This window comes from Stutzerimonas sp. KH-1 (genome assembly GCF_054483855.1).
Genome location: NZ_CM137011.1, coordinates 2,857,916 through 2,884,305 on the forward strand (window position 1 = coordinate 2,857,916; position 26,390 = coordinate 2,884,305).

A 26,390-nucleotide genomic window follows, 5' to 3' on the forward strand; every position below is an offset into this window, starting at 1 on the left:
TTCGGCCGGGTTTTGCATTGCATGCAGACTCCGCTTCGCCAGCCGGCGAAAGGCCGGAGTTTTTTCATTTCCGGCGCATGCGAGCGTAATCTGATACCCCTATGGCCGGACTGATCCCCCAATCCTTCATCGATGACCTGCTCAACCGCTCCGACATCGTCGAAGTGGTCGGTTCGCGCATCCAGCTGAAGAAGACCGGCAAGAACTACAGCGCCCTCTGCCCGTTCCACAAAGAAAAGACACCGTCCTTCAGCGTCAGCCCGGACAAACAGTTCTACTACTGCTTTGGCTGCGGTGCCGGCGGCAACGCCCTCGGCTTCGTCATGGACCACGACCAGCTGGACTTCCCCCAGGCGGTCGAAGAGCTGGCAAAGCGCGCCGGCATGGAAGTCCCACGCGAGGACAGCGGGCGCAAGCACAAGCCCCGCCAGCTGGTCGATTCACCGCTCTACCCACTGCTCGCCGCCGCCGCCGACTATTACCGCCAGGCGCTGAAAAGCCATCCGACGCGCAAGGCCGCGGTGGAATACCTCAAGGGACGCGGGCTGTCCGGCGTCATCGCCCGCGACTTCGGCCTGGGCTTCGCACCGCCCGGCTGGGACAACCTGATGAAGCACCTCGGCGGCGACGCCCTTCAGCAGAAGGCGCTGATCGATGCCGGCCTGCTGATCGAGAACGCCGAGAACGGCAAGCGCTACGACCGCTTTCGCGACCGCGTGATGTTTCCCATCCGCGACAGCCGTGGTCGGGTGATCGCCTTCGGCGGTCGAGTGCTGGGCGACGACAAGCCCAAGTACCTCAACTCGCCGGAGACCCCGGTATTCCACAAGGGTCAGGAGCTCTACGGCCTCTACGAAGCGCGCCAGGCCAACCGCGATCTCGACGAGATCATGGTGGTCGAGGGCTACATGGACGTCATTGCCCTGGCCCAGCAAGGTCTGCGCAATGCCGTCGCCACCCTGGGCACCGCCACCAGCGAGGAACACCTCAAACGCCTGTTCCGCATCGTTCCTAGCGTGCTGTTCTGCTTCGACGGAGACGCCGCCGGACGCAAGGCTGCCTGGCGCGCACTGGAGGCTACATTGCCGAACCTTCAGGACGGGCGCCGCGCCCGCTTTCTGTTCCTGCCGGACGGCGAAGATCCGGACACCCTGGTCCGCGCCGAGGGCACCGACGCCTTTCGCGCCCGCATACAGCAGCACTCGCAACCACTTGCCGACTATTTCTTCCAGCAGCTGAGTGAAGAGGCCGATCCGCGCTCCCTGGAAGGCAAGGCGCATCTGGCGACACTGGCCGCACCGCTCATCGAAAAGATACCGGGCAACAACCTGCGCGCACTGATGCGTCAGCGCCTGACCGAGATCACCGGGCTCAACGGCGAGGCGCTGCAGCACATGGCCGCCGCGCCCGTATCCGCGCCCAGCAGCACGCCGACCTACGACGACTACACCTACTACGACGCCAGCCCGGCCTACGGCGAGCCCGACCATTTCGAGCCACCGGAACCCGTGCAGCCGCAACCGCGCAACGGCAAGCCCGGCAAGAAAGAGTGGAAAAAGGACTGGAAAAAAAACGGCCAGGGTCCAGACTTAATGCCACGCGGGCCGCGCACGCCCGCCACGGTCGAGCCCCCGGCACTGACCACCCTGCGCACCCTGCTGCACCATCCGGAGCTGGCGCAGAAGGTGGAAGACGTCAGTCATTTCGCCGCAGAAGACGATACCTACGCCCAATTGCTAGTGGCGCTGCTCGGCACCCTGCAGAAAAACCCAAGGCTGCGCAGCCTGCAGTTGATCGCCCGCTGGCACGGCACGGATCAGGGTCGACTTTTACGCGCACTGGCAGAGAAAGAATGGCTGATCTCTGCCGATAACCTTGAACAGCAGTTTTTCGACACCATTAATAGCCTTGCCGCCAGACAGCGGGAACGGCGCCTCGAAAACCTGCTGCGCAAGGCTCGCCAAGGTGAACTCAGCGCAGAGGAAAAAGACCAACTGCGTAACCTATTGAGCCGCAACGCAATACCCACTACACCGACCTCAACTGGCGCGTGAGGTCCTAGCTCGGCTATAATGCTCAGCTTGTTTTCAGCCCGCCAGAACCTTCAGTGGATAGGGTTATATGTCCGGAAAAGCGCAACAGCAGTCCCGCCTCAAAGAGTTGATCCAGCGTGGCCGTGAGCAGGGTTACCTGACTTACGCCGAGGTCAACGACCACCTGCCGGAGGATATTTCCGATCCGGAACAGGTGGAAGACATCATTCGCATGATCAACGACATGGGCATCAACGTATTCGAGACCGCTCCGGATGCCGATGCCCTGTTGTTGGCCGAAGCCGATACCGATGAAGCTGCCGCCGAAGAGGCCGCCGCTGCACTCGCGGCGGTCGAGACCGACATCGGCCGCACCACCGACCCGGTGCGCATGTACATGCGCGAAATGGGCACCGTCGAACTGCTGACCCGCGAAGGCGAGATCGAAATCGCCAAACGCATCGAGGAAGGCATTCGCGAAGTCATGAGCGCGATCGCCCACTTCCCCGGCACCGTCGACAGCATTCTCGCTGACTACGAGCGCGTGACGAACGAAGGCGGCCGCCTGTCCGACATCCTCAGCGGCTACATCGACCCCGACGACGACGGCGCCGCCGCGCCTCAGGAAGTCGAGCCGCAGACGCCGCAGTCCACCAGCAAGCCGGTGGACGATGACAAGGACGACGAGGACGAAGAAGAGTCCGAGAGCGAAGAAGAAGAAGGCGACGGCGGGCCCGATCCGGAAGTCGCGCGCCTACGCTTCGGCGCGGTCGCCGAACAGCTTGAAAAAGCCAACAAGGCCCTCAAGAAGCATGGCCGCGCCAGCCAGCAGGCTACCGAGGAACTCGAAGCCCTCGCCATCCTGTTCATGCCGATCAAGCTCGTGCCCAAGCAGTACGATGCCCTGGTCGAGCGCGTGCGTGACGCACTGAGCCAGATCCGCGCCCAGGAGCGAGCCATCATGCAGCTGTGCGTGCGTGATGCCCGCATGCCACGCGCCGACTTCCTGCGCCAGTTCCCGAACAACGAGACCAATCTCGACTGGGCCGAGCAACTGGCTGCCGGCAAGAGCAAGTACGCCGAGGCCATCGGCAACCGCAAGGAAGACATCCAGCGCTGCCAGCAGAAGCTGATCGAACTGGAACAGCAGTGCGAGCTCGCCATCGCCGACATCAAGGACATCAACCGTCGCATGTCCATTGGCGAGGCCAAGGCCCGTCGGGCGAAGAAGGAGATGGTCGAGGCCAACCTGCGCCTGGTGATCTCCATCGCCAAGAAGTACACCAACCGCGGCCTGCAGTTCCTCGACCTGATCCAGGAAGGCAACATCGGCCTGATGAAGGCGGTGGACAAGTTCGAATACCGCCGCGGCTACAAGTTCTCGACCTACGCAACCTGGTGGATTCGCCAGGCGATCACTCGCTCCATTGCCGACCAGGCGCGGACCATCCGCATCCCGGTGCACATGATCGAGACGATCAACAAGCTCAACCGCATCTCCCGCCAGATGCTGCAGGAAATGGGCCGCGAGCCCACGCCCGAAGAGCTTGGCGAGCGCATGGAAATGCCCGAGGACAAGATCCGCAAGGTACTGAAGATCGCCAAGGAGCCGATCTCCATGGAAACGCCGATCGGTGACGACGAAGACTCGCACCTGGGCGATTTTATCGAGGACTCGGCCATGCAGTCGCCGATCGACGTAGCCACCGTGGAAAGCCTCAAGGAGGCCACCCGCGAAGTGCTCTCCGGCCTCACCGCCCGTGAAGCCAAAGTGCTGCGCATGCGCTTCGGCATCGACATGAATACCGACCACACCCTCGAGGAAGTCGGCAAGCAGTTCGATGTCACCCGCGAGCGCATTCGTCAGATCGAAGCCAAGGCGCTGCGCAAGCTGCGCCACCCGACGCGAAGCGAGCATCTGCGCTCCTTCCTCGACGAGTAAGACCAGAACCCCCGGCATGCCGGGGGTTGTTTTTTCAGCCGTATGCCTCGGAGCAGCTAGCTTCGATTGGCGCAGCCGCCATACCGCCGGTATAATCCGCCGGCCTTCTGGGGGCCTATAGCTCAGTTGGTTAGAGCAGAGGACTCATAATCCTTTGGTCCACGGTTCGAGTCCGTGTGGGCCCACCACCTTCAAAGCCGCGCATTGCGCGGCTTTTTCGTTTATCCGCTGTCGACGGACGACTCAGCGACGCCGCCATTTCCGGCCCCGCGCTCGCCAGCCGCGCCCATTCTCCGTTAATAACCAGATCGCATATAAACAGCAGGAAAGGTTTCTGGACTCTCTAAGCTGACGTCTCTATCTTGCGCCGCGGGCCCGTTGTTTCGACGCGCCTCAGTCGCCATCCTTAAGGACGTCCATGCTTCCAGAATCGCTGCCGCTGTTGTTCGTCTGCGCCTTGCTGATCTGGGTATTGGTGGCGTTCGTGAGGGAGAGCTGGAGCCCCGACATCGTCGTGGCGATTGCCGTGGCGGTGCTACTGGCGACGCAGCTGCTGACGCCCGGCGAGGTGCTCGGCGTGCTGTCCAACTCGGCGCCGGTCACCATCGCTTGCATGTTCATCATCTCGGCGGCGCTGGAGCGCACCGGATGCATCGATGCGCTGGGCAACTGGCTCGGCAATCTGGTGGGCACCAGCCCTACACGGGTCCTATTCGGCCTGACGATCACCGCGCTGGTCATTTCCGCCGGCCTGAACAACACGCCGGTGGTGGCGATCCTCACGCCCGTGGCGATTTCCTTGGCCAAGCGTGCCGGCACCACACCCTCGAAACTGCTGATTCCTCTGTCGTACGCGACGATCCTCGGTGGCACGCTGACGATGATCGGCACCTCGACCAACATCCTCGTCGACGGCGTGGCGCGCAAAGCCGGCCTCGCCCCTTTCGGCATGTTCGAGATCACCGCAGCGGGGCTGATCATGGCCGCCGCCGGCATGGTCTATCTGCTGACCATCGGCAAGCACCTGTTGCCGGAACGCGACACACTGTCCAAGCTGCTCGGCCCACGCCTGGACCGCAACTTCATGACCGAGCTGCGCGTTCCGCTGAGTTCGCCGGTGATCGGCAAGACCATCGCCGAGGCCAACCTCAATGGCGGCAGCGGCTTGCAGGTGCTGCAGGTGAATCGCGACAGCCAGCTTTTCAGCCGCCCGGAGCACGACTTCACGCTGAACGCCGGCGATCTGCTGATGATCCACGGCCAAGTCAAGGACGTGGTCGAGCTGCGCGAAAGCGGCCACCTGACCTTCAACCGTGGCGACGCCTTCGAGACCATCAGCAGTGAAGATGTGATTCTCGCCGAAGCCATCGTCGGCCGCGGCTCGCGCTACAGCCACCGCCCGATGCGCGACCTCGACCTGTCCGCACGCTATGGCATCAGTGTGCTGGCCGTGCACCGCCAAGACGAGAACATCCAGGGCAACTTCGACGATTTCCAGCTGCAGTTCGGTGATGTGATGCTGGTCGAGGGCACGCCAGCGCAGATCAAGCGCTTCGCCGACAACGGCGAGCTGATCAGCCTCAACGCGGTGCAGGAACGTGCGTTCCGCCGCGACAAGGCGCCGATCGCGATCATCGCCACACTCTCGGTCATGGTGTTGGCGGCCTTTGGCGTGATGCCGATCGAAGGCCTGGCGATCATCGGTGCAGCCGCAGTGCTGGCGACGCGCTGCCTGGATGTCGAGGACGCCTACAAAGCAGTCGACTGGAAGATCCTCAGCCTGATCTTCGGCATGCTGGCGATCAGCATCGCCATGGACAAGGTGGGGCTGGTGCAGCTGGTCGTGCAGAACGTGACGGCCATTACCCCCTGGGCCGGCCCACTGTTCATGCTTTCGTTCATCTACCTGCTGACCTCGATCCTCACCGAGATACTGTCGAACAACGCGGTGGCCGTACTGATCACTCCGATCGCCATTGGCCTAGCCCAGCACCTGGGGGTCGACCCACGCCCGTTCGTGGTCGCCGTGATGTTCGCCGCCAGCGCCAGCTTTGCCACGCCGATCGGCTATCAGACCAACACCTTCGTCTACAACGCCGGCGGCTATCGCTTCACCGACTTCCTCAAGGTGGGCATACCGCTGAACCTGCTGCTGTGGGTCGTGGCTACGCTGGTGATTCCGCTATTCTGGCCGCTCACGCCGCTCTGACGACAAGGCTTGCGCTGGATCATTGACCGTCCAGGCGTTCAGTTTCATGCTCTCGGGCCTTTGCCCCCGACGAACAAAAAAAGGAGCGCGCCATGAAGCTGGAAACCCTCGCCATCCATGCAGGCTATAGCCCGGACCCGACCACCCGGGCCGTGGCGGTACCGATCTACCAGACCACCTCGTACGCGTTCGATGACACCCAGCACGGCGCCGACCTGTTCGATCTGAAGGTGCCGGGCAACATTTATACGCGCATCATGAATCCCACCACCGACGTGCTCGAGCAGCGAGTAGCGGCCCTAGAGGGTGGCGTGGCCGCACTGGCCGTAGCCTCGGGGATGGCAGCGATCACCTACGCCATTCAGACCATCGCCGAAGTCGGCGACAACATCGTTTCGGTGGCCAAGCTCTACGGCGGCACCTACAACCTGTTCGCCCATACCCTGCCGCGCCAGGGCATCGAGGTGCGCTTCGCCGCCCACGACAACATCGCCGCCCTGGAAGCGCTGATCGACGAGCGCACCAAGGCGGTGTTCTGCGAGTCCATCGGCAACCCGGCCGGCAACATCATCGACCTTGCCGCCCTGGCCGAAGCCGCGCACCGCCACGGCGTGCCGCTGATCGTCGACAACACCGTCGCCACGCCCGTGCTCTGCCGACCGTTCGAGCATGGCGCGGACATCGCCGTGCACTCGCTGACCAAGTACATGGGCGGCCATGGCACCAGCATTGGCGGTATCGTCGTCGACTCCGGCAAATTCCCCTGGGCGCAGTACAAGGAACGTTTCGCGCTGCTGAACACGCCGGACGTGTCCTACCACGGCGTCACCTACACCGAGGCCTTTGGCCCTGCCGCCTTCATCGGCCGCTGCCGCGTTGTGCCGCTGCGCAACATGGGCGCGGCGATTTCACCGTTCAACTCGTTCCTGATCCTGCAGGGGCTGGAAACCCTCGCCCTGCGTATGGAGCGCCACTGCGAAAACGCGCTCAAGGTTGCCGAGTTCCTCCAATCCCACCCACAGGTGGCATGGGTCAAGTACGCTGGACTGCCGGATCACCCTGAGCACGAACTGGCCCGCCGCTACATGGGCGGCATGCCGGCGTCGATTCTCTGCTTCGGCATCGAAGGCGGCATGGAGGCCGGCGCGCGCTTTATCGATGCGCTCAAACTGGTGGTGCGCCTGGTCAACATCGGCGATGCCAAGTCCCTGGCCTGCCATCCGGCCAGCACCACGCACCGCCAGCTGAATGCCGACGAGCTGGCCCGCGCCGGCGTGTCGCAGGACCTGATCCGGCTGTCGATCGGTATCGAGCACATCGACGACATACTCGCCGACCTGGCCCAGGCACTGGCCGCATCCAAGGGTTGAGACGGCGCGCAGCTTGATATCCGCCCGCGAGGCTCCACATTATCGGCATATCGCCGAGGGAGCCTCGCCATGACCGATTCGCTGATCGTCCCCTGCGCACATTGCGCCAGCCTCAACCGCATTCCATCCGATCGCGTACATGACGCGCCACGCTGCGGGCGCTGCAAGTCCGAGGCGCTGCCAAACCAACCGTTCGACCTGCGACAGGAGCAATTCGCCAACCAGATCAAGGGCGACCTGCCGCTACTGGTGGATGTCTGGGCCAGCTGGTGCGGCCCCTGCCGCAGCTTTGCCCCGACCTTCGCCCAGGCCGCGCGCCAGCTGCAGGGCCGCTGCCGCCTGGCCAAGCTCGACAGCGAAGCCAACGCGCAACTGTCGACGCAGCTCGGCATCCGCTCCATTCCGAGCCTGATCCTCTTTCGCGAAGGCCGCGAAGTCGCGCGCCAGAGCGGAGCCATGCCGCTGCCACAACTGTTGGCCTGGCTGGCACAGCATGGCGTGCGCTGACGGCATAAACGCCAGGCGACAACCAGAACAGCGCCAAGTTCCACCCACAATTGCGACCTCCCATCAGGATATGTGTCGCAATGTTTGCCTAGCCATCATGGCACTTGGATAATGCCCGCACTTTTCGAGCGGCACTTCCAATGCAAGTAACACACGGACGTCTATGCGCTGGCCCCACGAGAGCCGCGCAGGCATGAGCGCAATACGCTTCGACATCGACCAATGGCAGGCCTGGGCCCCGGGCTGTGCCTGCCATGCCGACTGGTCGCGCTGGGCATTGGCCAGCGTCTGGCCGGACGCTCCAGACGCTCAGCCGGACGTATCCTTTTTGCCCGCCATGCAGCGTCGGCGCTTGAGCCGGCTGGCGCGCATGGTCTTTGCTGTCGCCGCCCCCCTGGTCGAAGACCAGCCGCCGATGCCGCTGGTGTATGCCTCGCGCCACGGTGAAACCACCCGCAACTTCGCCCTGCTCAGCGACCTGGCCGAGCAGCAGCCGCTTTCGCCGACCCAGTTCAGCCTGTCAGTGCACAACGCCATCATCGGCCTCTGGTCGATCTTTCAGGGCGATTCCAGCGAAATGACGGCCCTCGCCGCGGAAGGCGACGGGCTCGAGCACGCGCTCCTCGAAGCCGCGCTGCTGTTGAACGAAGGCGCGCCGGCCGTTCTGCTGGTGATCGCCGAGGAAACGCCGCCAGACGCCTATCGACCCTGGATTGATGATGTCCAGATACCCTACGCGCTGGCGCTGCGACTGACCGCCGGAGACACCTGGCAACTGCAACTGCAATCGGCCGACGAGCCCGCCGTGACAGCATCCGCACCACATGCGCTGGAGCTGATCCGGGCATTGCTCGATGGCCGCTCCCAACTCACGCATCAATGGAAGACGCGCAGATGGAACTGGCAGCGGACGCGCTGAAGCGGCCCAATGTGCCGTGGCTGTGGCGCCTGGTTGCCACCGGGCTGTCGTTCGCCTTGTTCGGCATCGGCGGGCTGTGCCTGCGCATACTGGTCTTCCCGCTACTCGCGCTGCTGCCCGGCGACACCATCACCCGACGCAGCCGTGCACGGCAAACGGTCAGCCGGCTGTTCTGGCTGTTCGTGCAGTTCATGTACCGCAGCGGCGTGCTGACCTATGAGGTCGAAGGTGCCGAGCGCCTCGGTCGCCCGGGCCAGTTGATCATCGCCAATCATCCTTCGCTGATCGACGTGGTGGTGCTCATCGCGCTGATCCGCGACGCCAACTGCGTGGTCAAGCAGAGTCTGTGGGACAACCCCTTCACCCGCGGCCCGATTCGCGCCGCGCAGTACATCAGCAACAACGGCAGCGCCGAGATGCTCGACGAAGCCGCCGAAGCCCTGCAGCAGGGCCAGACGCTGATCATCTTTCCCGAGGGCACCCGCACCACGCCCGGCCAGCCCCCGCAGTTCCATCGCGGCGCAGCGGCCATCGCCCTGCGCGGCGCGCGGCTGGTGACGCCAGTGGTGATCAGCGTGACACCGACCACCCTGACCAAGGCCGAGCCCTGGTACCGCATCCCCTCGCGGCGCTTCCACTTTCATCTGCGCGTGGGTGACGACATCGACCCGCAGGCATTCGCCGCCCTAGGCGCCGCGCCGATCGCTTCGCGCCGCCTTAACGACCATCTGCACCGACACTTCATAAAGGAGCTCGCACTCGATGAGCCAACTGACGCTTGAAATCAAGCAACTGATCATCGACGCCCTGGGTCTGGAAGACCTCGGCCCGGACGACATCGCTGCCGACCAGCCCTTGTTCGGCGAAGGTCTTGGCCTCGACTCGGTGGATGCCCTGGAACTCGGCCTGGCGATTCAGAAGCGCTTCGGTATCAAGATCGACGCCGACGCCAAGGACACCCGCAAGCATTTCGCCAGCGTCGACAGCCTGGCAGCTTTCGTCAGCGCCAGCCGCGCCACCGCCTGAGGAGCATCTGCCGTGAACAGCCGCAACGAGATTTTCCAAACCCTGCGCGACGCCCTGGTGGAACTGTTCGAACTCGAACCCGAGCGCATCACCCTCGAGGCCAACCTCTATCAGGACCTGGAGATCGACAGCATCGACGCCGTCGACCTGATCGACCATATCAAGCGCCAGACCGGCAAGAAGATTGCCGCCGAGGAGTTCAAGACCGTGCGCACCGTCGGTGACGTGGTGGAGGCGGTCTATCGTCTGACCAGCACGGAGACAGCCTGACCGGCATCGCGCCCGCCCCGCAGCACAACCACGGTTTTTCGGACTCCTGATGCTTCCACGCTCATCCACCATCCCGCCCGGCCTGGCCCGCATGGCCGGTCTCGCCCTGCTGCTCGCCGGGTTGGCCTATCCGTTCGCCGTCTACTTCGGTATCGAGCACCTCTCGCCGCGGGTATTCGCCGCCCTACTCGGGGCGCTCTGGCTTGCCCGCCTGCTGAGCAGCGAGCGCGCCGTCAGCCGCGCGACGGCTGCTGTCGCCCTGCTGTTCTGCCTTGCCCTGGCGTTGCTCGACGACGATGTCCTGCTGCGCTGGTATCCGGTCCTGATCAACGCCGCCATGCTCGCGCTGTTCGCCGGTAGCCTGTTCGTCGGCATGCCGGTGATCGAGCGTCTGGCCCGGCTACAGGAGCCGGATCTGGCGGAAGCCGGCGTGCGCTATACGCGGCAGGTGACCAAAGTCTGGGTGGGCTTCTTCGTCATCAACGGCACCATAGCCGCCGCCCTGACGCTCTGGGCGCCGCTGGCCTGGTGGACGCTGTACAACGGGCTGATCGCCTATCTGTTGATGGGCCTGCTGTTCGCCGGCGAGTGGCTGGTACGTCAGCGGGTCAGAGGCCGCACATGAGCTGGATCGCCCTGTGTGAACTGCTGACTTCAGGCGAATCGCGGCGGGTAACCGATGCCCCCGCACTGTCGCTCGGCCAGGTGCAACAGCAGGCGCTGCAGCTGGCCGGTGGGCTGCAGCGACGCAATGTGCGCAGCCTGGCCGTGCACCTGGAGGATGCCGCGCAGCTGGCAATCGCCCTGCTCGGTGCCTGGCGCGCCGGCGCGCGTGTGCTGCTGCCGGCGGACCTGCAGCCGGCGAACCGCGAGCGCCTGGACGCCCAGGCCGAGCTGTGGCTGACCGATCAGCCTGGTGATCACAGCCTGATGGATTTGCTGGGCGAACCCTTGAATGCCGCTGAACTCGATCCGCAGCTGCTCGGCCTGACGCTCTGCACCTCGGGCTCCAGCGGCCAGCCCAAACTGATCGACAAGCGCCTGGCGCAGCTCGCCCATGAGATCGAGACGCTGGAAGCGCTGTGGGGCGCCGACCTCGGAGCTGCCAGCGTGATCGGCAGCGTCGCCACGCAACACATCTACGGCCTGCTGTTCCGTGTGCTCTGGCCGCTGTGCGCCGGCCGCCCGATGCTGCGCCGCCCCCTGCCGTTCGCCGAGGACATGCAGCGGGCCAGCCGTGAGCAACCGGCGTTCTGCTGGGTGGCCAGTCCCGCCCTGCTCAAACGCATGGGCGACAACCTCGACTGGCCGGCGCTGCGCCAGGTGCGTCGGGTGTTCTCCTCTGGCGGGCCACTGCCGGCCGAGGCCGCACAACTACTCTGGGAGCGCCTTGGCCAGTGGCCGACGGAGATCTATGGCAGCTCCGAAACCGGCGGCATCGCCTGGCGCCAGGGCGGCGAACTGTGGCAGCCGCTACCGGGCGTCGAGCTCGGCCAGGACGAGCAGGGCGCGCTGCGCGTGGCCTCGCCATGGCTCGCCAGCGGGCACGTCGAACAGACCGCCGATGGCGCCGAGCTGCACGCCGATGGCCGTTTCGCCCTGCGTGGCCGGCTGGATCGCATCGTCAAGCTGGAAGAGAAGCGGATCTCGCTACCGATGCTGGAAAGCGCCCTGGCCGAGCACGCCTACCTCAGCGAGGCTCGCCTGGGCGTCATCCAGGACCAGCGGGCCTATCTCGGCGCGTTGGTGGCGCTGAGCGAGGCTGGCATATTCGCCCTGCGCAACCAGGGCCGGCGCGCCGTCACCCAGGCTCTGCGCCAGCATCTGAACGACCACTGCGAAGCATTGGCCCTGCCGCGGCGCTGGCGACTGCTGCATCAGCTACCGGGCAATGCCCAGGGCAAACTGCCTCAGGCCGAACTCGACGCCCTGCTGCTGGCGCCGCGCCCGCGCGAACCGGAGCGTCTGCAGCAGCAGTGGCAGGACGATCACTGGCAGATCGAGCTGCGCGTGCCGCTGGACCTGGCGCACTTCAGCGGCCATTTCCCGCGTACGCCGGTCCTGCCTGGCGTCGTTCAGATCGAGTGGGCGATGAACCTCGCGCGCGAACTGATCGACGACCTGCCGCCGCGTTTCGGTGGCATGGAAGTGCTCAAGTTCCAGCAGCTCGCTCGCCCTGGCGATCACCTGGAGCTTAGCCTGCGTTTCGATCATGCCCGCGGCAAGCTGTACTTCGCCTATCACAACGCCGGCAAGCCCTGCTCGTCCGGCCGCATCCTGCTGGGAGCTCGCCCATGACCACGCTGAATCCCTTGCCGCCCGTCGAGGAGCAGCCGATCGCCAGCGTGACGCCCGCCCTGCCCAACGAAGAGGATTGGTTCAAGCCCTGCGCGGTGATCCCGGTTTACAACCACGAGCGCAGCCTGCCCGCGGTGGTTGCCGCGCTGCGTGCGGCGGATCTGCCCTGCGTGCTGGTGGACGACGGTTCCTCCCCGGACGCAGCGGCAGTCATCGACAAGCTGGCCGAGCAGACCGGCGTCTTCCTGCTCCGCCATCCGCGCAACCAGGGCAAGGGCGGCGCGGTGATCAGCGGCCTGCGCGAGGCGCGGCGACTGGGCTTCAGCCATGCACTGCAGGTCGATGCTGATGGCCAGCACGACCTGTCCGGTGTCGAGCTGTTCCTCGACCGCGCCAGCCAGGCGCCGGACGCAGTGATCTGCGGCTATCCGCGATACGACGCCAGCGTGCCCAAGGGGCGCCTGTATGCCCGCTACCTGACTCATGTCTGGGTCTGGATCAACACCCTGTCGCTGGCCATCCGCGACTCGATGTGCGGCTTCCGTGTCTACCCGCTGGAGCCGACGTTGGCGTTGATCGACAGCGTGCGCCTGGGCCGGCGCATGGATTTCGATACCGAAATTCTGGTGCGCCTACACTGGCAGCAACAGCCGATGGTCTGGCTGCCGACGCGGGTGCACTACCCGGCCGATGGCGTCTCGCACTTCCGCCTCTGGCTGGACAACGCACTGATCTCCGCCATGCATGCGCGGCTGTTCTTCGGCATGCTGCTGCGCGCGCCAAAACTGCTTGCCCGGCGCCTGCAGCGATGAGCGAAGCCCCGATGCCCTCGCACTGGGCGGCGCAGCGCGAGCGCGGCAGTTTCGCGCTGATGCGCCTGACCGCCTGGGCGGTACGGGTACTTGGTCGGCGCACCATGGCGCCGCTGCTGTATCTGATCGTGCTGTATTTCTATCTGTTCGGCCGCAGCGCCCGTGACAGCGCGCGCCAGTATCAGGGCTACCTGGCGCACTGGAGCGGTCGCGCCGAACTGCAGCCGAGTACGCGCTCGGTCTATCGCCAGTTCATGAGTTTCGCCGAAGCGCTGTTGGACAAGCTGGACGTCTGGAGCGGGCGCGTCGGACGGGAACGCCTCGTGATCCACGACCCGGCCAACCTGCACGCCAGCCTCGCCGGGGCGCGCGGTCAGCTGCTGGTCGGCTCGCACCTGGGCAATCTGGAGATCTGCCGGGCCCTGGCCGAGATCGGCGGCGAAGTGCGGATGAACGTGCTGGTGCACACCCGTCACGCCGAGCAGTTCAATCGCCTGCTGGACCAGTCCGGCGCCGACAACCTGCGGCTGATCCAGGTCAGCGAACTGGACCCGGCGACCATGCTGCAGCTGTCCCAGCGTCTGGAGCGCGGCGAGTGGCTGGCCATCGCCGGTGATCGGGTGCCGCTGCACGGTGGGCGCACCGCCGTGGCGAACTTCCTCGGTCAGCCGGCAGCCTTTCCCCAGGGGCCCTGGCTGCTCGCCGGCCTGCTGGAATGCCCGGTGAATCTGCTGTTCTGTCTCAAGCAGGACGAGCGCTTCCATGTGCATCTCGAGCCGTTCGCCGAACGCATCCGCTGGCGCCGCGCCGAGCGCGACGCGGTGATCGCGCAGGCAGTGCAGCGCTACGCCGACCGCCTCGCCGCGCGCTGCCTGGAGGCGCCGCTGCAATGGTTCAACTTCTATCCCTTCTGGAACACACAGGACCCGCGTCGTGACTGAGCCCGTGATCTTTGGCGAACACCTTCTGCGCATCGAGGACGTGCTGGCCGTGGCGCAGCGCCGTGCGTCGGCACGGCTGCAGGCAGACGAGACCTTTCGCAGCCGCATCACCCGCGGCGCGCAGTTTCTCGACACCCTGCTGGACCGCGAAGGCGTGATCTACGGCGTTACCACCGGCTATGGCGATTCCTGCGTGGTGGCGGTGCCGCTGCATCAGGTCGAGGCGTTGCCGCAGCACCTGTTCACCTTTCATGGCTGCGGGCTGGGCAAGTTGCTGGACGCCGAAGCCATCCGCGCCGTGCTCGCCGCGCGCCTGCGTTCGCTTACCCATGGCATGTCCGGTGTACGCATCGAGCTGCTGGAACGCATGCAGGCATTTCTCGAACACGATGTGCTGCCGCTGATTCCTGAGGAAGGCTCGGTCGGCGCCAGCGGCGACCTGACCCCACTGTCCTATGTCGCTGCCGCCCTCGCCGGCGAGCGCGAGGTGCTGTATCGCGGCGAGCGCCGCAGCGCCGCCGAAGTGCATCGCCAGCTCGGCTGGACACCCTTGACCCTGCGTCCCAAGGAGGCGCTGGCGTTGATGAACGGCACCGCGGTGATGACCGGCCTCGCCTGCCTGGCCTACGCCCGCGCCGACTACCTGCTGCAGCTGGCGACCCGCATCACCGCGCTGAACGCGATCGCCCTGCAGGGCAACCCCGAGCACTTCGACGAGCGTCTGTTCGCCGCCAAGCCGCATCCTGGGCAGGCTCAGGTCGCCGCCTGGATTCGTCAGGACCTGGCCATCGATGCGCCCGCGGCGCCGCTGCATCGATTGCAGGACCGCTACTCCATCCGCTGCGCGCCCCATGTGCTCGGTGTGCTGGCCGACAGCCTGGGCCTGCTGCGCCAGTTCATCGAGACCGAACTGAACAGCGCCAACGACAACCCGATCATCGATGCCGACAACGAGCGCGTGCTGCACGGCGGACATTTCTACGGCGGGCATATCGCCTTCGCCATGGACAGCCTGAAGAACCTGGTGGCCAACGTCGCCGATCTGCTCGACCGCCAGCTCGCCCTGCTGGTCGACACGCGCTACAACCACGGCCTGCCGAGCAACCTCTCCGGCGCGCCGGCCGCCACGGCGATGATCAACCACGGCTTCAAGGCGGTGCAGATCGGTGCCAGCGCCTGGACCGCCGAAGCGCTGAAGAACAGCATGCCGGCCAGCGTCTTCTCGCGCTCCACCGAATGCCACAACCAGGACAAGGTGAGCATGGGCACCATCGCCGCCCGCGACGCGCTGCGCAGCCTGGAGCTGAGCGAGCAGGTCGCCGCGGCCACGCTGCTCGCCGCCCAGCAGGGCGTCTGGCTGCGCCAGCGCCAGGAAGACGCGCGCCCGCTGCCCGCACCACTGGCGGCCATGCACAGCGAACTGGCGGCGACCTTCCCCCCGCTGATCGAAGACCGGGCGCTGGAAGGCGAACTGCGCCTGTGCCTCGAACAGATCCGCAACCGCCACTGGAGGCTTTATGCGTAAGGACGGCGTACTGCAGGCCGAGGTCGAGATGCTCGTGCCGTTCTTCGATGTCGACTCCATGGACGTGGTCTGGCACGGCCACTACGTCAAGTACTTCGAGGTTGCCCGCTGTGCGCTGCTCGAGCGTATCGGCCACAACTATCAGCAGATGCGCGATGCCGGCTATGCCTGGCCGATCATCGACGTGCAGCTGCGCTACATGCGCGGCGCGCGCTTCAACCAGCGCATCGTGGTGCGCGCCGACCTGGTGGAGTGGGAGAACCGCCTGAAGATCAACTACCTGATCCGCGATGCCGAAACCGGCGAGCGCATGACCCGCGGCAGCACCGTGCAGGTCGCCGTGGAGATCGCCAGCCGCGAGATGCTGCTGGCCTCGCCACGAGTGTTCGTCGACGCGGTGGAGCGCGCACTGGCATGACGCCGCTCTTCAAGAAATGGCTGGCCGCCGCCGTCCTGCTGCTGGCCACCACCATCGCCATGGCGCAGTCCTTCGACCTGCCACAGCTCGCCGAACAACTGAGCGGGCCGGCCGTGGTACGTGGCGACTTCATTCAGGACAAGCACCTGAGAGCCTTGCCGCAGCCGCTGACCAGTCACGGCCAGTTCACCCTGTCCCGCGACCACGGCCTGCTCTGGCTGCTGCAACAGCCGATCCGCCAGGACTATCGCATTACGCCTCAGGGGATCGCGCGGCGCGGCGAACAGGGCTGGCAGGCGGTCGACCCGCAGGGCGGTTCGGCCCGACAGAACCAGCTGTTCCTCGCCGTGCTGAGCGGCGACACCCAGGCGTTGCAGCGCGACTTCGACCTGCAGCTGAAAGGCGACCCCGACGCGTGGCGGTTGCAACTGACGCCACGCGGCGCGCTGCTCAAGCAGATCTTCGCCGACATCGAGATCCAGGGCGGTGAGACGGTGACTCGAATCGAGCTGCACGAAACCCAGGGTGATCGCACGCTGATCCGTCTGCTCGACAGCCAGACCGACCTCGCCCTCACGGCCAGCGAGCAACGCGATCTTGCCGACTGAGCGCCTGCAGACCCGGCGCTGGCCGGCCGCGCTGTTCTGCCTGGCGCTGCTCGGCCTGCTGGCGCTGAATGCCTGGCAATGGCGCGACGGCCCGCCGCTGAGCGCCAACCTGCTGCAGCTCCTGCCCGACGCGAGTCACGACGCGCTCGAAGGGCTGGCGACCGAGCGCATGCAGGAGCCGCTCAAGCGCGACCTGATGCTGCTGATCCGGCATGACGCCGAGCGTGAAACCTGGCGCCTGACTGAAAGCCTGGCAGCCGAACTGCGTGGCAGCGGCCTGTTCGCCCAGGTGCGCGAGCGAGTAAAGCCCGATCTGCCGGCAGTCGTGCGCCAGCTGCGCGAGCAGTCCCTCGGACTGCTTGGCGATACCGAGCGCCAGCAGCTCATCGAACATCCCGCGCGGTTCGTCCAGCAGCGCATCGAGCGCCTCTACGACCCCTTCGCCGCCAGCCCGCTGCCGCTCGAACAGGACTGGTTCGGCATCGCCGGCCTGGCCCTGCAACGGTTGCCGCAGCTGGGCAGCCTTCGCACCGGTGGCGATGGCCGTCTGATTGCCGAGCACGCCGGCCAGCGCTGGGCCGTCGTGCACGCGCGCACGCAGGGCGATGCGTTCGATGAGCGCCTGCCGCAACAGGTAGCCGCACTCGTCGAGGCCGCCCGCAGCGCTGTCGAAACCGCCGGCGGCGAACTGCTCGCTGCCGGCGGCGTGCTGCATGCCGCCCATGGTCAGCGCTCGGCCCGCGCCGAGGCGAGCCTGATCGGCAGCCTGTCACTGGGTGCCACCCTGCTGCTGTTGCTCTGGCTGTTCCGCACGCCGCGCATCCTCCTCGCCGCCTTGCCGGTGCTGGTCGGCGCGCTGTCGGGGGCGGCCGCCTGCGTCGCGCTGTTCGGCCAGATGCACGTACTGACCCTGGTGCTCGGCGCCAGCCTGATCGGCGTCAGCCTGGACTTCCCGCTGCACTACCTGTCCAAGAGCTGGACCCTGCAGCCCTGGCACGGCCGGCGCGCGCTGGGTCTGATCCTGCCGGGACTGGCGCTGGCCCTGTTAACCAACCTGATCGGCTATCTCGCACTGGCCTTCACGCCCTTCCCGGCACTGACCCAGGTGGCGGTCTTCTCTACAGCCGGACTGCTCGGCGCCTTCCTCTGCACCACCTGCCTGCTGCCGCTGCTGTTCAATGGTCGCCTGCAGCCCTGGCCACGCCCATTGGGTTGGGCGCAGCGCTGGCTGCAGGTGCGCCAAGCCCTGCTTGCACGCATCGGCTCGCCCTGGCTGCTGGCCGTGTTCGGACTGTTCTGCGTAAGCGGCGTGCTGCAGCTGTCATTCGAGGACGACCTGCGCCAGTGGGTCAGCCGCGCGCCGGTACTGCAGCAGCAAGCCGAGCGTATCGGCACGATCACTGGCTTCCAGCCCACCAGCCAGTACCTCCTCGTGCGCGCCGCCAATGCCGACGCGCTGCTCGAACGCCAGGCCGAGCTCAGCCGCCGCCTGTCCGACCTGCAGGCCGAGCAACGCCTGGGCGGGCACCTTGCCCTGAGCCAGCTGGTTGCACCGACTGCCGAACAGGACCGCCTGCGCGCCGCCCTGCCGCACCTGCTTGCAGCCAGCCAGCCGCTCGCCGTGCTGGGCGCCGCGACGAGCAACCTGCAGGCCGAGATCGAGCGCCTGCAGGCACAGCCACCGGTGACCATCGAGGCGGCGCTGGCAGGCCCGTTGGGCGAGCCCTGGCGCGCGCTCTGGCTCGGCGCGCAGAACGACGGAGTCGCCGGGCTGATCAGCCTGCAGGGCTTGCGCGACGGAGCCGCCCTGGAACTCATCGCTGAAGACGTGCCCGGCACGACACTGGTCGACCAGCCGGCCCGACTCAACCAGCTGTTTGCCGCGACCAAGCTTCAGGCCGGCGAACTCAAGCTGCTCGCCAGCCTGCTGATCTTTGCCCTGCTCTGCTTTCCCTTCGGGCCGAGCGGCGCCCTGCGTTGCCTGGCCGTGCCGCTGCTGGCAGCCCTGGCGAGCCTGGCCAGTCTCGGCTGGCTCGGTCAGCCGCTGACGCTGTTTGGCCTGTTCGGCCTGCTGCTGGTCACGGCGATCGGCGTGGATTACGCCATTCTGATGCGCGAGCAGGTCGGGGGCGCCGCGGTCAGCCTGGTCGGCACCCTGCTGGCGGCCACCACCACCTGGCTGTCGTTCGGCCTGCTGGCGGTGTCCAGCACGCCGGCGGTAAGCAACTTCGGCCTCACCGTCAGCCTCGGCCTGGCATTCAGTTTTTTCCTGGCCCCCTGGGCCATCCATCAGCAAGACCCACCACCACAGGCAGGGAGGCCGTATGGCGCCGCTTGAGACGCAACACCGTGAAGTCGTGATCATCGGAGCCGGCCCGTCCGGCGCAATCGCTGGCGCGCTGCTCAAGCGCCAGGGCCACGACGTGCTGATCGTCGAACGCCAGCGCTTTCCGCGCTTTTCCATCGGCGAGAGCCTGCTGTCGCACTGCCTGGACTTCATCGAGGAAGCCGGGATGCTTGAGGCGGTGCGCGCGGCGGGGTTCCAGACCAAGCACGGCGCGGCCTTCGGCTGGGGCGAGCGCTACACGGAATTCGATTTCCGCGACAAGTTCACCGCTGGCCATGGCAGCACCTACCAGGTCCAGCGCGCCGACTTCGACAAGCTGCTGGCGGACCAGGCCGAGTTGCAGGGTGTGGAAATCCGCTACGAGGAAGAAGTCACCGCGGTGGACTTCACCGGCGCGCAGCCCTGGCTGCAGATTCGTCGGGCCGATGGCAGCGAGTACCGCGTCGATGCCGCCTTCGTGCTCGATGCCAGCGGTTATGGCCGGGTACTGCCGCAGCTGCTGGATCTGGAAGCGCCGTCGGGCTTCCCGGTGCGCCGGGCGATCTTCACCCATATCGAGGACCGTATCGACGATCCACGCTTCGACCGCGAGAAGATCCTTATCACCACCCATCCCGAGCTGCGGGACGTCTGGTACTGGACCATCCCGTTCAGCAACGGCCGCTGTTCGCTGGGCGTGGTCGCCAGTGCCGAGCGCTACGAAGGCCGGCCGGTGAACCTCGATGCCTGCCTGCGCGAATTCGTCCAGGAGGCACCGAACCTCAGGCGCATTCTCGCCAATGCCGAATGGGACACCCCGGCGCGCCTGATCGGCGGCTACTCGGCCAACGTCAAGAGCCTGCACGGTCCGGGCTTCGCCCTGCTGGGCAACGCCGCCGAGTTCCTCGACCCGGTGTTTTCCTCCGGCGTGACCATCGCCATGCGCTCGGCCCACATGGCCGCCGCCGTGCTGCATCGCCAGCTGAGCGGCGAACCGGTGGATTGGGAACGCGAGTTCGCCGCGCCGCTCAAGCGCGGCGTCGATACCTTCCGGACCTACGTGGAGGGTTGGTACGATTGCAGCTTCCAGGACGTGATCTACTACGAACACGCCCAGCCGGAGATCCGCCGGATGATCAGCTCGATCCTCGCCGGCTATGCCTGGGACGAAAAGAACCCCTATGTCGCCGAACCCAAACGCCGCTTGCGCGTCCTGGCCGAACTCTGCTCGGCCGGTGCCGACGCGTGAGCGCGCGGCGATGAGGCGACTCCTGCTGGGCCTGTGTCTGGTCTTGCTGGCCGGTTGCTCGGCGCGCCTGCCGCTGCCTGCCAGCACACCCGCACTGCAGGTGCCGCTGCAGCTGCATGTGCAACGCCAGGGCAGCGAGCCGGCCGACTGGTTGCTGGTGATCCAGCGCGAAGGGGCGTCGCTGCGCTGGTCGCTGCTCGACCCGCTGGGCATTCCACTGGCGCGGCAGCAGTTGCGCAACGGTGCCTGGCAGGCTGATGGGCTGCTTCGACCCAATCCGGAGGCGCGCGAGCTGTTCGCCGCCCTGCTGTTCGCCCTGACCGACCGCGACCAGCTGGCCGCGCTGTATGGCGCCGCAGCCGAACAGCCAAGTGCTGGCGAGCGCCGGCTGCGCCAGGGCGACGACCTGCGCTGGCAGGTCCGCTATCGCGCGGCACAGCGCTTCGAACTCGACGTGGCGCCAGGGCTGACCTATCGTGTCGCCCCCTTGCCCGACTCGCCCGGAAGCCAACGATGACCGCCTACCTCGACGCCCTCGGCGTGATCTGCGCGCTCGGCAGTGGCAAGGCCGAGGTGGCCCGACGGCTGTTCGCCGGCGACACCTCCGGCATGCAGCCCCATACGCAGCCGGTGGCCGGTCGACGCTTACCGGTGGGCGCGGTCCGCTCAGCGTTGCCGGCAATGCCTGATGACGATCCACGCCATGCCACCCGCAACAACCAGCTGCTGCTGGCCGCTGCACTGGAGATCGAAGGCGATATTCGCCAGGCCATCGCCCGCCACGGCCGGCATCGCATCGGTGTGGTCCTGGGCACCAGCACCACCGGCATCCAGGAAGCCGGAGAAGGCATCGCCGGCTTGCTGCACAATGGCGGCTTTCCGCCGAGCTACCACTATGGGCATCAGGAACTGGCGGCGCCGGCGAGCTTTCTCGGCGAATGGCTGCAACTGGGCGGCCCCTGCTATGCCATCTCCACCGCCTGCACCTCCAGTGCCCGCGCCCTGCTCAGCGCCAAACGCCTGCTCGACGCCGGCATCTGCGACGCAGTGCTGTGCGGCGGTGTCGACAGCCTGAGCGACCTGACCCTGCAAGGCTTCACCGCGCTGGAAGCCACCAGCGAGTCGCTGTGCAACCCCTTCTCGCGCAACCGCAACGGCATCAACATCGGCGAGGCGGCGGCGCTGTTTCTGATGACCCGCGAGCCCGCCGATGGCGCCATCGCCCTGCTTGGCGGCGGCGCCAGTTCCGACGCCTACCATATATCCGCCCCCGAACCGGAAGGCCGCGGCGCGCTTGCCGCCATGCGCCAGGCGCTGGCCACTGCCGGCTGCACACCGGAAGAGGTCGATTACCTCAACCTGCACGGCACAGCCACCGCGCACAACGACGCCATGGAAAGCCAGGCCGTTTCCACGCTGTTTCCTCAGGGTGTCGCCTGTTCTTCGAGCAAGCCGTTGACCGGCCATACCCTCGGCGCCGCTGGCGCGCTGGAGGCGGCGTTCTGCTGGCTTGCGCTATCGCGCTTCAACGCCGACCAGCAGTTGCCACCGCATCGCTGGGACGGCCAGCCGGATCCGGAGCTGCCACCGCTGCGCCTGGTGACCGCCGAACTGCGAATGGGTAGAACCTCGCCACGCCGAATGATGAGCAACTCCTTCGCCTTCGGTGGCAACAATATCAGCCTGATCCTGGGAGACGCGCCGTGATCGACTGGCCCCTCGCCGAACTGCTACCCCACGCTGGCGACATGATCCTGCTCGACGCTGTCGAGCGCTTCGATGAAGACAGCGTGGAGACACACCTGCAGGTACGCGCCGACGGCCTGCTCAGCGCCGCCGACGGCAGTCTGCCTGCCTGGGCCGGCGTCGAGATCATGGCGCAAAGCGTCGCGGCCTTCGCCGGCTGCCATGCGCGTCAGGCCGGTCAGCCCGTGGAGCTGGGCTTCCTGCTCGGCACCCGTAGCTACCAGTGCAATGTCGAAACCTTCCCGGTCGGCGCCCGGCTGCGCGTCCGTGCCACTCGTTCGCTGCAGGACGACAACGGCATGGGCGTGTTCGAATGTCATCTCGACGGCCCCGGTATCCATGCCGAGGCCCGTCTGAACGTGTTCCGCCCGCCCGAAGTGGCGAGTTACCTACAAGAGTCTGCCCCATGAGTGAAACCGTCCTCGTCACCGGCTCCAGCCGAGGCATTGGCCGCGCCATCGCGCTGCGCCTGGCCCGCGCCAGCCATGACATCGTGCTGCACTGCCGCTCGCGCCGCGACCAGGCCGAAGCGGTCCAGGCCGAGATACAGACGATGGGTCGCAGCGCGCGCATCCTGCAGTTCGACATCGCCGACCGCGCCGCCTGCCGGCGCGAGCTGGAAGCCGATGTCGAAGCGCATGGCGCCTACTACGGCGTCGTCTGCAACGCCGGTCTGACTCGCGACGGCGCCTTCCCGGCCCTCAGCGACGATGACTGGGACCAGGTACTGCGCACCAACCTGGACGGTTTCTACAATGTGCTGCAGCCGCTGACCATGCCGATGATTCGCCGCCGCCAGCCGGGGCGCATCGTCTGCATCACCTCCGTATCCGGCCTGATCGGCAACCGCGGCCAGGTCAACTACAGCGCGTCCAAGGCTGGCGTCATCGGTGCGGCGAAGGCGTTGGCGGTGGAGCTGGGCAAGCGCAGGATCACCGTCAACTGCGTTGCCCCCGGACTGATCGATACCGAGATGCTCGACGCCGAACTGCCCATCGAAGAAATGCTGAAGATGGTTCCGGCACAGCGCATGGGCACCCCGGAAGAGGTCGCCGGTGCGGTGAATTTCCTGATGTCCGCCGAGGCGGCGTATATCACCCGGCAGGTGATCGCCGTCAACGGAGGGCTGTGCTGATGAACAGCAGACGCGTGGTGGTCACCGGCATGGCCGGCATCACCTCCCTGGGCAGCGACTGGACGAGCATCGAAGCCAATTTCAGTGCCAACCGCAGCGGCATCCGCCGCATGGCCGAGTGGGACCGCTTCACGGAGCTCAACACCCGCCTGGCCGGCCCGGTGGACGACTTCAGCGTGCCGCCGCACTGGACGCGCAAGCAGCTGCGCAGCATGGGCCGCGTGTCACGACTGTCGGTGCTGGCCGCCGAACGCGCGCTCGCCGACGCCGGTCTTTTAGAAGACGCCTCGATACGCGACGGCCGCATGGGTGTCGCCTGCGGTTCGTCCACCGGCAGCACCGAGGAGATCAAGGCGTTCGGCAACATGCTGCTGAACTCGGTGGCCGACGGGCTGAATGCCAACTCCTACATCCGCATGATGCCGCACACCACCGCGGCCAATATCAGCATCTTCTTCGGCCTCACCGGCCGGGTGATCCCCACCTCCAGCGCCTGCACCAGCGGCAGCCAGGGCATCGGTTACGCCTACGAGGCGATCAAGTTCGGCCGTCTGCCACTGATGCTTGCCGGCGGCGCCGAGGAGCTCTGCGCCACCGAGGCCATGGTCTTCGATGCGCTCTATGCCACCAGCCTGAAGAACGACGCACCGCATACTTCGCCGCGCCCCTACGACAGCGGCCGTGATGGCCTGGTGATTGGCGAAGGCGCCGGCATGCTGGTACTCGAGGAACTGGAGCACGCACTGGCCCGCGGCGCGACGATTCACGCCGAGCTGGTCGGCTTCGGCAGCAACGCCGATGGCCAACATGCCACCAAGCCGGAACAACTGACCATGCGCCGCGCCATGGAACTGGCCCTGGAAGACGCCGGACTTGCACCGGCGGCCATCGGCTACGTGAATGGCCACGGCACTGCGACCGAACAGGGCGACATCGCCGAAACCCAGGCGACCCAGGCGCTGTTCGGCAGCAGCATGCCGATCAGCTCGCAGAAGTCTTTTCTCGGCCACACTCTCGGCGCATGTGGCGCTCTGGAGTCCTGGTTCAGCATCGAGATGATGAACCGCGACCGCTATATCCACACGCTCAACCTGGATTCGGTCGACCCGCGCTGCGGCGAGCTCGACTATCTGCAGGGTGCGCCGCGCGCCATGCAGCACGAGTACGTGATGAACAACAATTTCGCCTTTGGCGGGATCAACACCTCGCTGATCTTCCGTCGCTGGGCCTGAGTTTCACCCACAACCGCAAGGAAAACGCCGATGAAAACAACCGCATGGATAGGCACAGCGCTGGCGCTTCTGGTGCTGCCGGGCATCAGCCAGGCCCGTGATACCACCCATTACCTGCCGTTCGACGCCGTAGTCGCCGAAGCCACTCAGGCCGGCCGCCTGGATGGCAGCGTCAAGTTCTACCTGGCCGGCAAGACGCCGAAGCATGCCAAGGTCGTGCGTAGCGGGGTTACCACCAGCAAGAAGACCAACGCCTTCAACAAGACAGACGAAGGCGCCTGCAGCTGGGCGCTGCAATCGGCGCTGATCGCCATGCAGCAGGCCGCCAAGGCTGCCGGCGCCAACGCCGTGGTGAACATCGCCAGCAACTACAAGCATGTCGAATACAAGGACAGCCAGAAGTACGAATGCCATGCCGGCGCCATCATGGCCGGCGTCGCCCTCAAGGGTGACCTGGCCACCGTCAAGTAAGCATCTCCTGCCGATGCGCTGGGCAAGGCATCGGCTCTACCGCGGCCGACCGTCTGCTGGAACGTTTGCCGTTGCCGTCGAGTCCACTGAACATCAGTGACCTCCACGGGAGCGCCTCATGTTCGGCAAGTCTTCGCACACCTTCGAAATCAACTACATCTACCAGAACGACCCGCGCGCCGAGACCTATGACGCCGACGTCGACAGCCTGTCCCAGGGCGAGGCGGCGCGGCACCTCATCCAGCTGCACAATGCCGATGCCGAGAACAGCCTGGTGATGCCGAAGGCCGATGCCGACGAGGCGCAGCTGCTGGAGCAGGCCGAAGTCATGGGCATCACCGACATCCGCGTGACCCGCGTGCACAAGCACGAGAAGGGCGATACACCCGGCCACTACAAGCAGCCCTGAGCGAACGCCCTAGCGCTGCGCAGAGGCCTCGCGCGTTACCAGCTCCATGAAGGCCTGCGCCAACGGCGACTGCTCCTGCCGGCGTTTGACCAGCCAGACGGCGGTGGTCGCATCCTGGTCCTGCAGGGTGCGAAAGCGCACGCCGTCGATGCGGATGCGCTGGAACGAGGCTGGCAACACCGACACTCCCAGCCCGGCAGCGACCAGGCCGATGATGGTCAGCGCCTCGTTCGCCTCTTGGGCAATGCGTGGATTGAAGCCCGCACGGCGCGCCAGGCTGAGCAACTGGTCGTACAGCCCCGTACCGTAGCTGCGCGGGAAGAACACGAAGGGCTCCTCGGCCAGATCAGCCAGTGTCAGCCCCTCGTCCCCGGCATCCGCCAGCCGGTGTCCCGCATGCATCAGCGCCACCAGCGGCTCACTGAACAGCTCGACGGTCTGCAGGCCCGCCGGCAACGCGAACGGGCGAATCATGCCCACTTGCAGCGTCTCGTCCTGGACGGCATCGACCACCTGCTTGCTGGTCATCTCCTGCAAATCAAGATGCACCGCAGGAAAGGTGCGGCGAAAGGCCAGAATCGCCCGCGGCAGGATCGAGGTGAACGGCGCCGATGAGGTGAACCCCACCTTGAGCTCGCCGATCTCGCCCTGTTCGGCGCGCCTGGCCACGTCTACCGACTTGTCGACCTGCGCGAGCGTGCGCCGCGTTTCCTCGAGAAACAGCCGGCCCGCGTCGGTCAGTGCCACGCGCCGGTTGGTCCGATCGAACAGCCTTACACCGAGTTCCTGTTCCAGCGCCTGGATCTGCTGGCTCAACGGCGGCTGTGAAATGCGCAGCTGTTCGGCGGCGCGACCGAAGTGCAGTTCCTCGGCGACTGCCACGAAGTAGCGAAGATGACGCAGCTCCATGAGGGCTCCTTATGAGTCGCAAAACATATCATTCA

General features: G+C 66.1%; 26 protein-coding genes and 1 tRNA gene. 26 read left to right on the plus strand and 1 reads right to left on the minus strand.

Going from position 1 to position 26,390, the window contains the following annotated elements; all coding sequences use genetic code 11:
- Positions 1-101 precede the first annotated feature (101 nt).
- The 26 genes from dnaG (at position 102) to ACX1DW_RS14000 (ending at position 25,446) form a co-directional block, all read left to right on the plus strand.
- Positions 102-2,054, plus strand: a complete 1,953-nt coding sequence (dnaG, locus tag ACX1DW_RS13875) for a DNA primase (RefSeq protein WP_458991712.1) — start codon at positions 102-104, stop codon at positions 2,052-2,054.
- A gap of 67 nt (positions 2,055-2,121) precedes the next feature.
- Entirely contained in the window at positions 2,122-3,975 is a 1,854-nt protein-coding gene (gene rpoD, locus ACX1DW_RS13880; protein ID WP_063539646.1) for an RNA polymerase sigma factor RpoD, read from the plus strand.
- 111 nt (positions 3,976-4,086) lie between these two features.
- Positions 4,087-4,163, plus strand: a tRNA-Ile gene (locus tag ACX1DW_RS13885).
- 230 nt (positions 4,164-4,393) lie between these two features.
- Positions 4,394-6,184 (plus strand): SLC13 family permease, encoded by a 1,791-nt coding sequence (locus tag ACX1DW_RS13890; protein ID WP_102839611.1) that lies wholly within the window; start codon positions 4,394-4,396, stop codon positions 6,182-6,184.
- A gap of 92 nt (positions 6,185-6,276) precedes the next feature.
- Positions 6,277-7,554 (plus strand): bifunctional O-acetylhomoserine aminocarboxypropyltransferase/cysteine synthase, encoded by a 1,278-nt coding sequence (locus ACX1DW_RS13895; RefSeq protein ID WP_200600402.1) that lies wholly within the window; start codon positions 6,277-6,279, stop codon positions 7,552-7,554.
- 69 nt (positions 7,555-7,623) lie between these two features.
- On the plus strand, positions 7,624-8,061 hold the full coding sequence (trxC, locus tag ACX1DW_RS13900) for a thioredoxin TrxC (protein ID WP_200600404.1): 438 nt from the start codon (positions 7,624-7,626) through the stop codon (positions 8,059-8,061).
- Between the two features lie 193 nt (positions 8,062-8,254).
- Positions 8,255-8,980, plus strand: a complete 726-nt coding sequence (locus ACX1DW_RS13905; RefSeq protein ID WP_102839609.1) for a beta-ketoacyl synthase chain length factor — start codon at positions 8,255-8,257, stop codon at positions 8,978-8,980.
- Complete coding sequence (locus ACX1DW_RS13910) at positions 8,956-9,762, plus strand: lysophospholipid acyltransferase family protein (RefSeq protein ID WP_125868811.1); 807 nt, start codon at positions 8,956-8,958, stop codon at positions 9,760-9,762. The genes ACX1DW_RS13905 and ACX1DW_RS13910 overlap by 25 nt, the downstream gene beginning before the upstream one ends.
- Positions 9,743-10,006 carry a phosphopantetheine-binding protein gene (locus ACX1DW_RS13915; RefSeq protein WP_061373892.1) on the plus strand — a complete coding sequence of 88 codons (264 nt, stop codon included), beginning with the start codon at positions 9,743-9,745 and terminating at the stop codon, positions 10,004-10,006. The genes ACX1DW_RS13910 and ACX1DW_RS13915 overlap by 20 nt, the downstream gene beginning before the upstream one ends.
- Before the next feature lie 12 nt (positions 10,007-10,018).
- Positions 10,019-10,276: an acyl carrier protein gene (locus ACX1DW_RS13920; RefSeq protein ID WP_200600406.1), complete on the plus strand. Its 258-nt coding sequence runs from the start codon at positions 10,019-10,021 to the stop codon at positions 10,274-10,276.
- A gap of 49 nt (positions 10,277-10,325) precedes the next feature.
- The gene (locus ACX1DW_RS13925) at positions 10,326-10,901 is read left to right on the plus strand and encodes a COG4648 family protein (RefSeq protein WP_200600408.1); all 576 of its coding nucleotides are present in this window, start codon (positions 10,326-10,328) and stop codon (positions 10,899-10,901) included.
- On the plus strand, positions 10,898-12,574 hold the full coding sequence (locus ACX1DW_RS13930; RefSeq protein WP_200600410.1) for an AMP-binding protein: 1,677 nt from the start codon (positions 10,898-10,900) through the stop codon (positions 12,572-12,574). Before ACX1DW_RS13925 ends, ACX1DW_RS13930 begins: the two co-directional genes overlap by 4 nt.
- Entirely contained in the window at positions 12,571-13,386 is an 816-nt protein-coding gene (locus ACX1DW_RS13935; RefSeq protein WP_200600412.1) for a glycosyltransferase family 2 protein, read from the plus strand. Before ACX1DW_RS13930 ends, ACX1DW_RS13935 begins: the two co-directional genes overlap by 4 nt.
- A complete protein-coding gene (locus tag ACX1DW_RS13940; protein WP_200600413.1) occupies positions 13,383-14,327 on the plus strand; it encodes an LpxL/LpxP family acyltransferase in 945 nt (314 codons plus the stop codon). Before ACX1DW_RS13935 ends, ACX1DW_RS13940 begins: the two co-directional genes overlap by 4 nt.
- Entirely contained in the window at positions 14,320-15,852 is a 1,533-nt protein-coding gene (locus ACX1DW_RS13945) for an HAL/PAL/TAL family ammonia-lyase (protein ID WP_200600414.1), read from the plus strand. Before ACX1DW_RS13940 ends, ACX1DW_RS13945 begins: the two co-directional genes overlap by 8 nt.
- A complete protein-coding gene (locus ACX1DW_RS13950; RefSeq protein ID WP_015278361.1) occupies positions 15,845-16,270 on the plus strand; it encodes an acyl-CoA thioesterase in 426 nt (141 codons plus the stop codon). The genes ACX1DW_RS13945 and ACX1DW_RS13950 overlap by 8 nt, the downstream gene beginning before the upstream one ends.
- Positions 16,267-16,878, plus strand: a complete 612-nt coding sequence (locus tag ACX1DW_RS13955) for an outer membrane lipoprotein carrier protein LolA (protein ID WP_200600415.1) — start codon at positions 16,267-16,269, stop codon at positions 16,876-16,878. The genes ACX1DW_RS13950 and ACX1DW_RS13955 overlap by 4 nt, the downstream gene beginning before the upstream one ends.
- Complete coding sequence (locus ACX1DW_RS13960; RefSeq protein WP_200600416.1) at positions 16,868-19,216, plus strand: MMPL family transporter; 2,349 nt, start codon at positions 16,868-16,870, stop codon at positions 19,214-19,216. Before ACX1DW_RS13955 ends, ACX1DW_RS13960 begins: the two co-directional genes overlap by 11 nt.
- Entirely contained in the window at positions 19,203-20,453 is a 1,251-nt protein-coding gene (locus ACX1DW_RS13965) for an NAD(P)/FAD-dependent oxidoreductase (RefSeq protein WP_019405667.1), read from the plus strand. The genes ACX1DW_RS13960 and ACX1DW_RS13965 overlap by 14 nt, the downstream gene beginning before the upstream one ends.
- A 10-nt stretch (positions 20,454-20,463) precedes the next feature.
- A complete protein-coding gene (locus ACX1DW_RS13970) occupies positions 20,464-20,970 on the plus strand; it encodes a DUF3261 domain-containing protein (RefSeq protein WP_200600417.1) in 507 nt (168 codons plus the stop codon).
- Entirely contained in the window at positions 20,967-22,160 is a 1,194-nt protein-coding gene (locus tag ACX1DW_RS13975; protein WP_200600418.1) for a beta-ketoacyl-[acyl-carrier-protein] synthase family protein, read from the plus strand. Before ACX1DW_RS13970 ends, ACX1DW_RS13975 begins: the two co-directional genes overlap by 4 nt.
- Entirely contained in the window at positions 22,157-22,609 is a 453-nt protein-coding gene (locus ACX1DW_RS13980; protein WP_200600420.1) for an ApeP family dehydratase, read from the plus strand. Before ACX1DW_RS13975 ends, ACX1DW_RS13980 begins: the two co-directional genes overlap by 4 nt.
- Complete coding sequence (gene fabG / locus ACX1DW_RS13985) at positions 22,606-23,334, plus strand: 3-oxoacyl-ACP reductase FabG (protein ID WP_200600422.1); 729 nt, start codon at positions 22,606-22,608, stop codon at positions 23,332-23,334. Before ACX1DW_RS13980 ends, fabG begins: the two co-directional genes overlap by 4 nt.
- Positions 23,334-24,566 (plus strand): beta-ketoacyl-ACP synthase, encoded by a 1,233-nt coding sequence (locus tag ACX1DW_RS13990; protein WP_200600424.1) that lies wholly within the window; start codon positions 23,334-23,336, stop codon positions 24,564-24,566. Before fabG ends, ACX1DW_RS13990 begins: the two co-directional genes overlap by 1 nt.
- A 30-nt stretch (positions 24,567-24,596) precedes the next feature.
- Complete coding sequence (locus ACX1DW_RS13995) at positions 24,597-25,037, plus strand: hypothetical protein (protein WP_063539626.1); 441 nt, start codon at positions 24,597-24,599, stop codon at positions 25,035-25,037.
- Positions 25,038-25,155: 118 nt separating this feature from the next.
- Positions 25,156-25,446 (plus strand): hypothetical protein, encoded by a 291-nt coding sequence (locus ACX1DW_RS14000; RefSeq protein WP_013981662.1) that lies wholly within the window; start codon positions 25,156-25,158, stop codon positions 25,444-25,446.
- 9 nt (positions 25,447-25,455) lie between these two features.
- Here the strand turns inward: ACX1DW_RS14000 and ACX1DW_RS14005 are convergent, their stop codons facing one another.
- Positions 25,456-26,355 carry a LysR family transcriptional regulator gene (locus ACX1DW_RS14005; protein WP_200600426.1) on the minus strand — a complete coding sequence of 300 codons (900 nt, stop codon included), beginning with the start codon at positions 26,353-26,355 and terminating at the stop codon, positions 25,456-25,458.
- Positions 26,356-26,390 lie beyond the last annotated feature (35 nt).

Excerpts from the sequence above, each read along its gene's own strand:
- dnaG (WP_458991712.1), top strand. The coding sequence starts at position 102 with ATGGCCGGACTGATCCCCCAATCCTTCATCGATGACCTGCTCAACCGC.
- rpoD (WP_063539646.1), top strand. The coding sequence starts at position 2,122 with ATGTCCGGAAAAGCGCAACAGCAGTCCCGCCTCAAAGAGTTGATCCAG.
- ACX1DW_RS13890 (WP_102839611.1), top strand. The coding sequence starts at position 4,394 with ATGCTTCCAGAATCGCTGCCGCTGTTGTTCGTCTGCGCCTTGCTGATC.
- ACX1DW_RS13895 (WP_200600402.1), top strand. The coding sequence starts at position 6,277 with ATGAAGCTGGAAACCCTCGCCATCCATGCAGGCTATAGCCCGGACCCG.
- trxC (WP_200600404.1), top strand. The coding sequence starts at position 7,624 with ATGACCGATTCGCTGATCGTCCCCTGCGCACATTGCGCCAGCCTCAAC.
- ACX1DW_RS13905 (WP_102839609.1), top strand. The coding sequence starts at position 8,255 with ATGAGCGCAATACGCTTCGACATCGACCAATGGCAGGCCTGGGCCCCG.
- ACX1DW_RS13910 (WP_125868811.1), top strand. The coding sequence starts at position 8,956 with ATGGAACTGGCAGCGGACGCGCTGAAGCGGCCCAATGTGCCGTGGCTG.
- ACX1DW_RS13915 (WP_061373892.1), top strand. The coding sequence starts at position 9,743 with ATGAGCCAACTGACGCTTGAAATCAAGCAACTGATCATCGACGCCCTG.
- ACX1DW_RS13925 (WP_200600408.1), top strand. The coding sequence starts at position 10,326 with ATGCTTCCACGCTCATCCACCATCCCGCCCGGCCTGGCCCGCATGGCC.
- ACX1DW_RS13930 (WP_200600410.1), top strand. The coding sequence starts at position 10,898 with ATGAGCTGGATCGCCCTGTGTGAACTGCTGACTTCAGGCGAATCGCGG.
- ACX1DW_RS13935 (WP_200600412.1), top strand. The coding sequence starts at position 12,571 with ATGACCACGCTGAATCCCTTGCCGCCCGTCGAGGAGCAGCCGATCGCC.
- ACX1DW_RS13940 (WP_200600413.1), top strand. The coding sequence starts at position 13,383 with ATGAGCGAAGCCCCGATGCCCTCGCACTGGGCGGCGCAGCGCGAGCGC.
- ACX1DW_RS13950 (WP_015278361.1), top strand. The coding sequence starts at position 15,845 with ATGCGTAAGGACGGCGTACTGCAGGCCGAGGTCGAGATGCTCGTGCCG.
- ACX1DW_RS13955 (WP_200600415.1), top strand. The coding sequence starts at position 16,267 with ATGACGCCGCTCTTCAAGAAATGGCTGGCCGCCGCCGTCCTGCTGCTG.
- ACX1DW_RS13965 (WP_019405667.1), top strand. The coding sequence starts at position 19,203 with ATGGCGCCGCTTGAGACGCAACACCGTGAAGTCGTGATCATCGGAGCC.
- ACX1DW_RS13970 (WP_200600417.1), top strand. The coding sequence starts at position 20,464 with ATGAGGCGACTCCTGCTGGGCCTGTGTCTGGTCTTGCTGGCCGGTTGC.
- ACX1DW_RS13975 (WP_200600418.1), top strand. The coding sequence starts at position 20,967 with ATGACCGCCTACCTCGACGCCCTCGGCGTGATCTGCGCGCTCGGCAGT.
- fabG (WP_200600422.1), top strand. The coding sequence starts at position 22,606 with ATGAGTGAAACCGTCCTCGTCACCGGCTCCAGCCGAGGCATTGGCCGC.
- ACX1DW_RS13990 (WP_200600424.1), top strand. The coding sequence starts at position 23,334 with ATGAACAGCAGACGCGTGGTGGTCACCGGCATGGCCGGCATCACCTCC.
- ACX1DW_RS13995 (WP_063539626.1), top strand. The coding sequence starts at position 24,597 with ATGAAAACAACCGCATGGATAGGCACAGCGCTGGCGCTTCTGGTGCTG.
- ACX1DW_RS14000 (WP_013981662.1), top strand. The coding sequence starts at position 25,156 with ATGTTCGGCAAGTCTTCGCACACCTTCGAAATCAACTACATCTACCAG.
- ACX1DW_RS14005 (WP_200600426.1), bottom strand. The coding sequence starts at position 26,355 with ATGGAGCTGCGTCATCTTCGCTACTTCGTGGCAGTCGCCGAGGAACTG.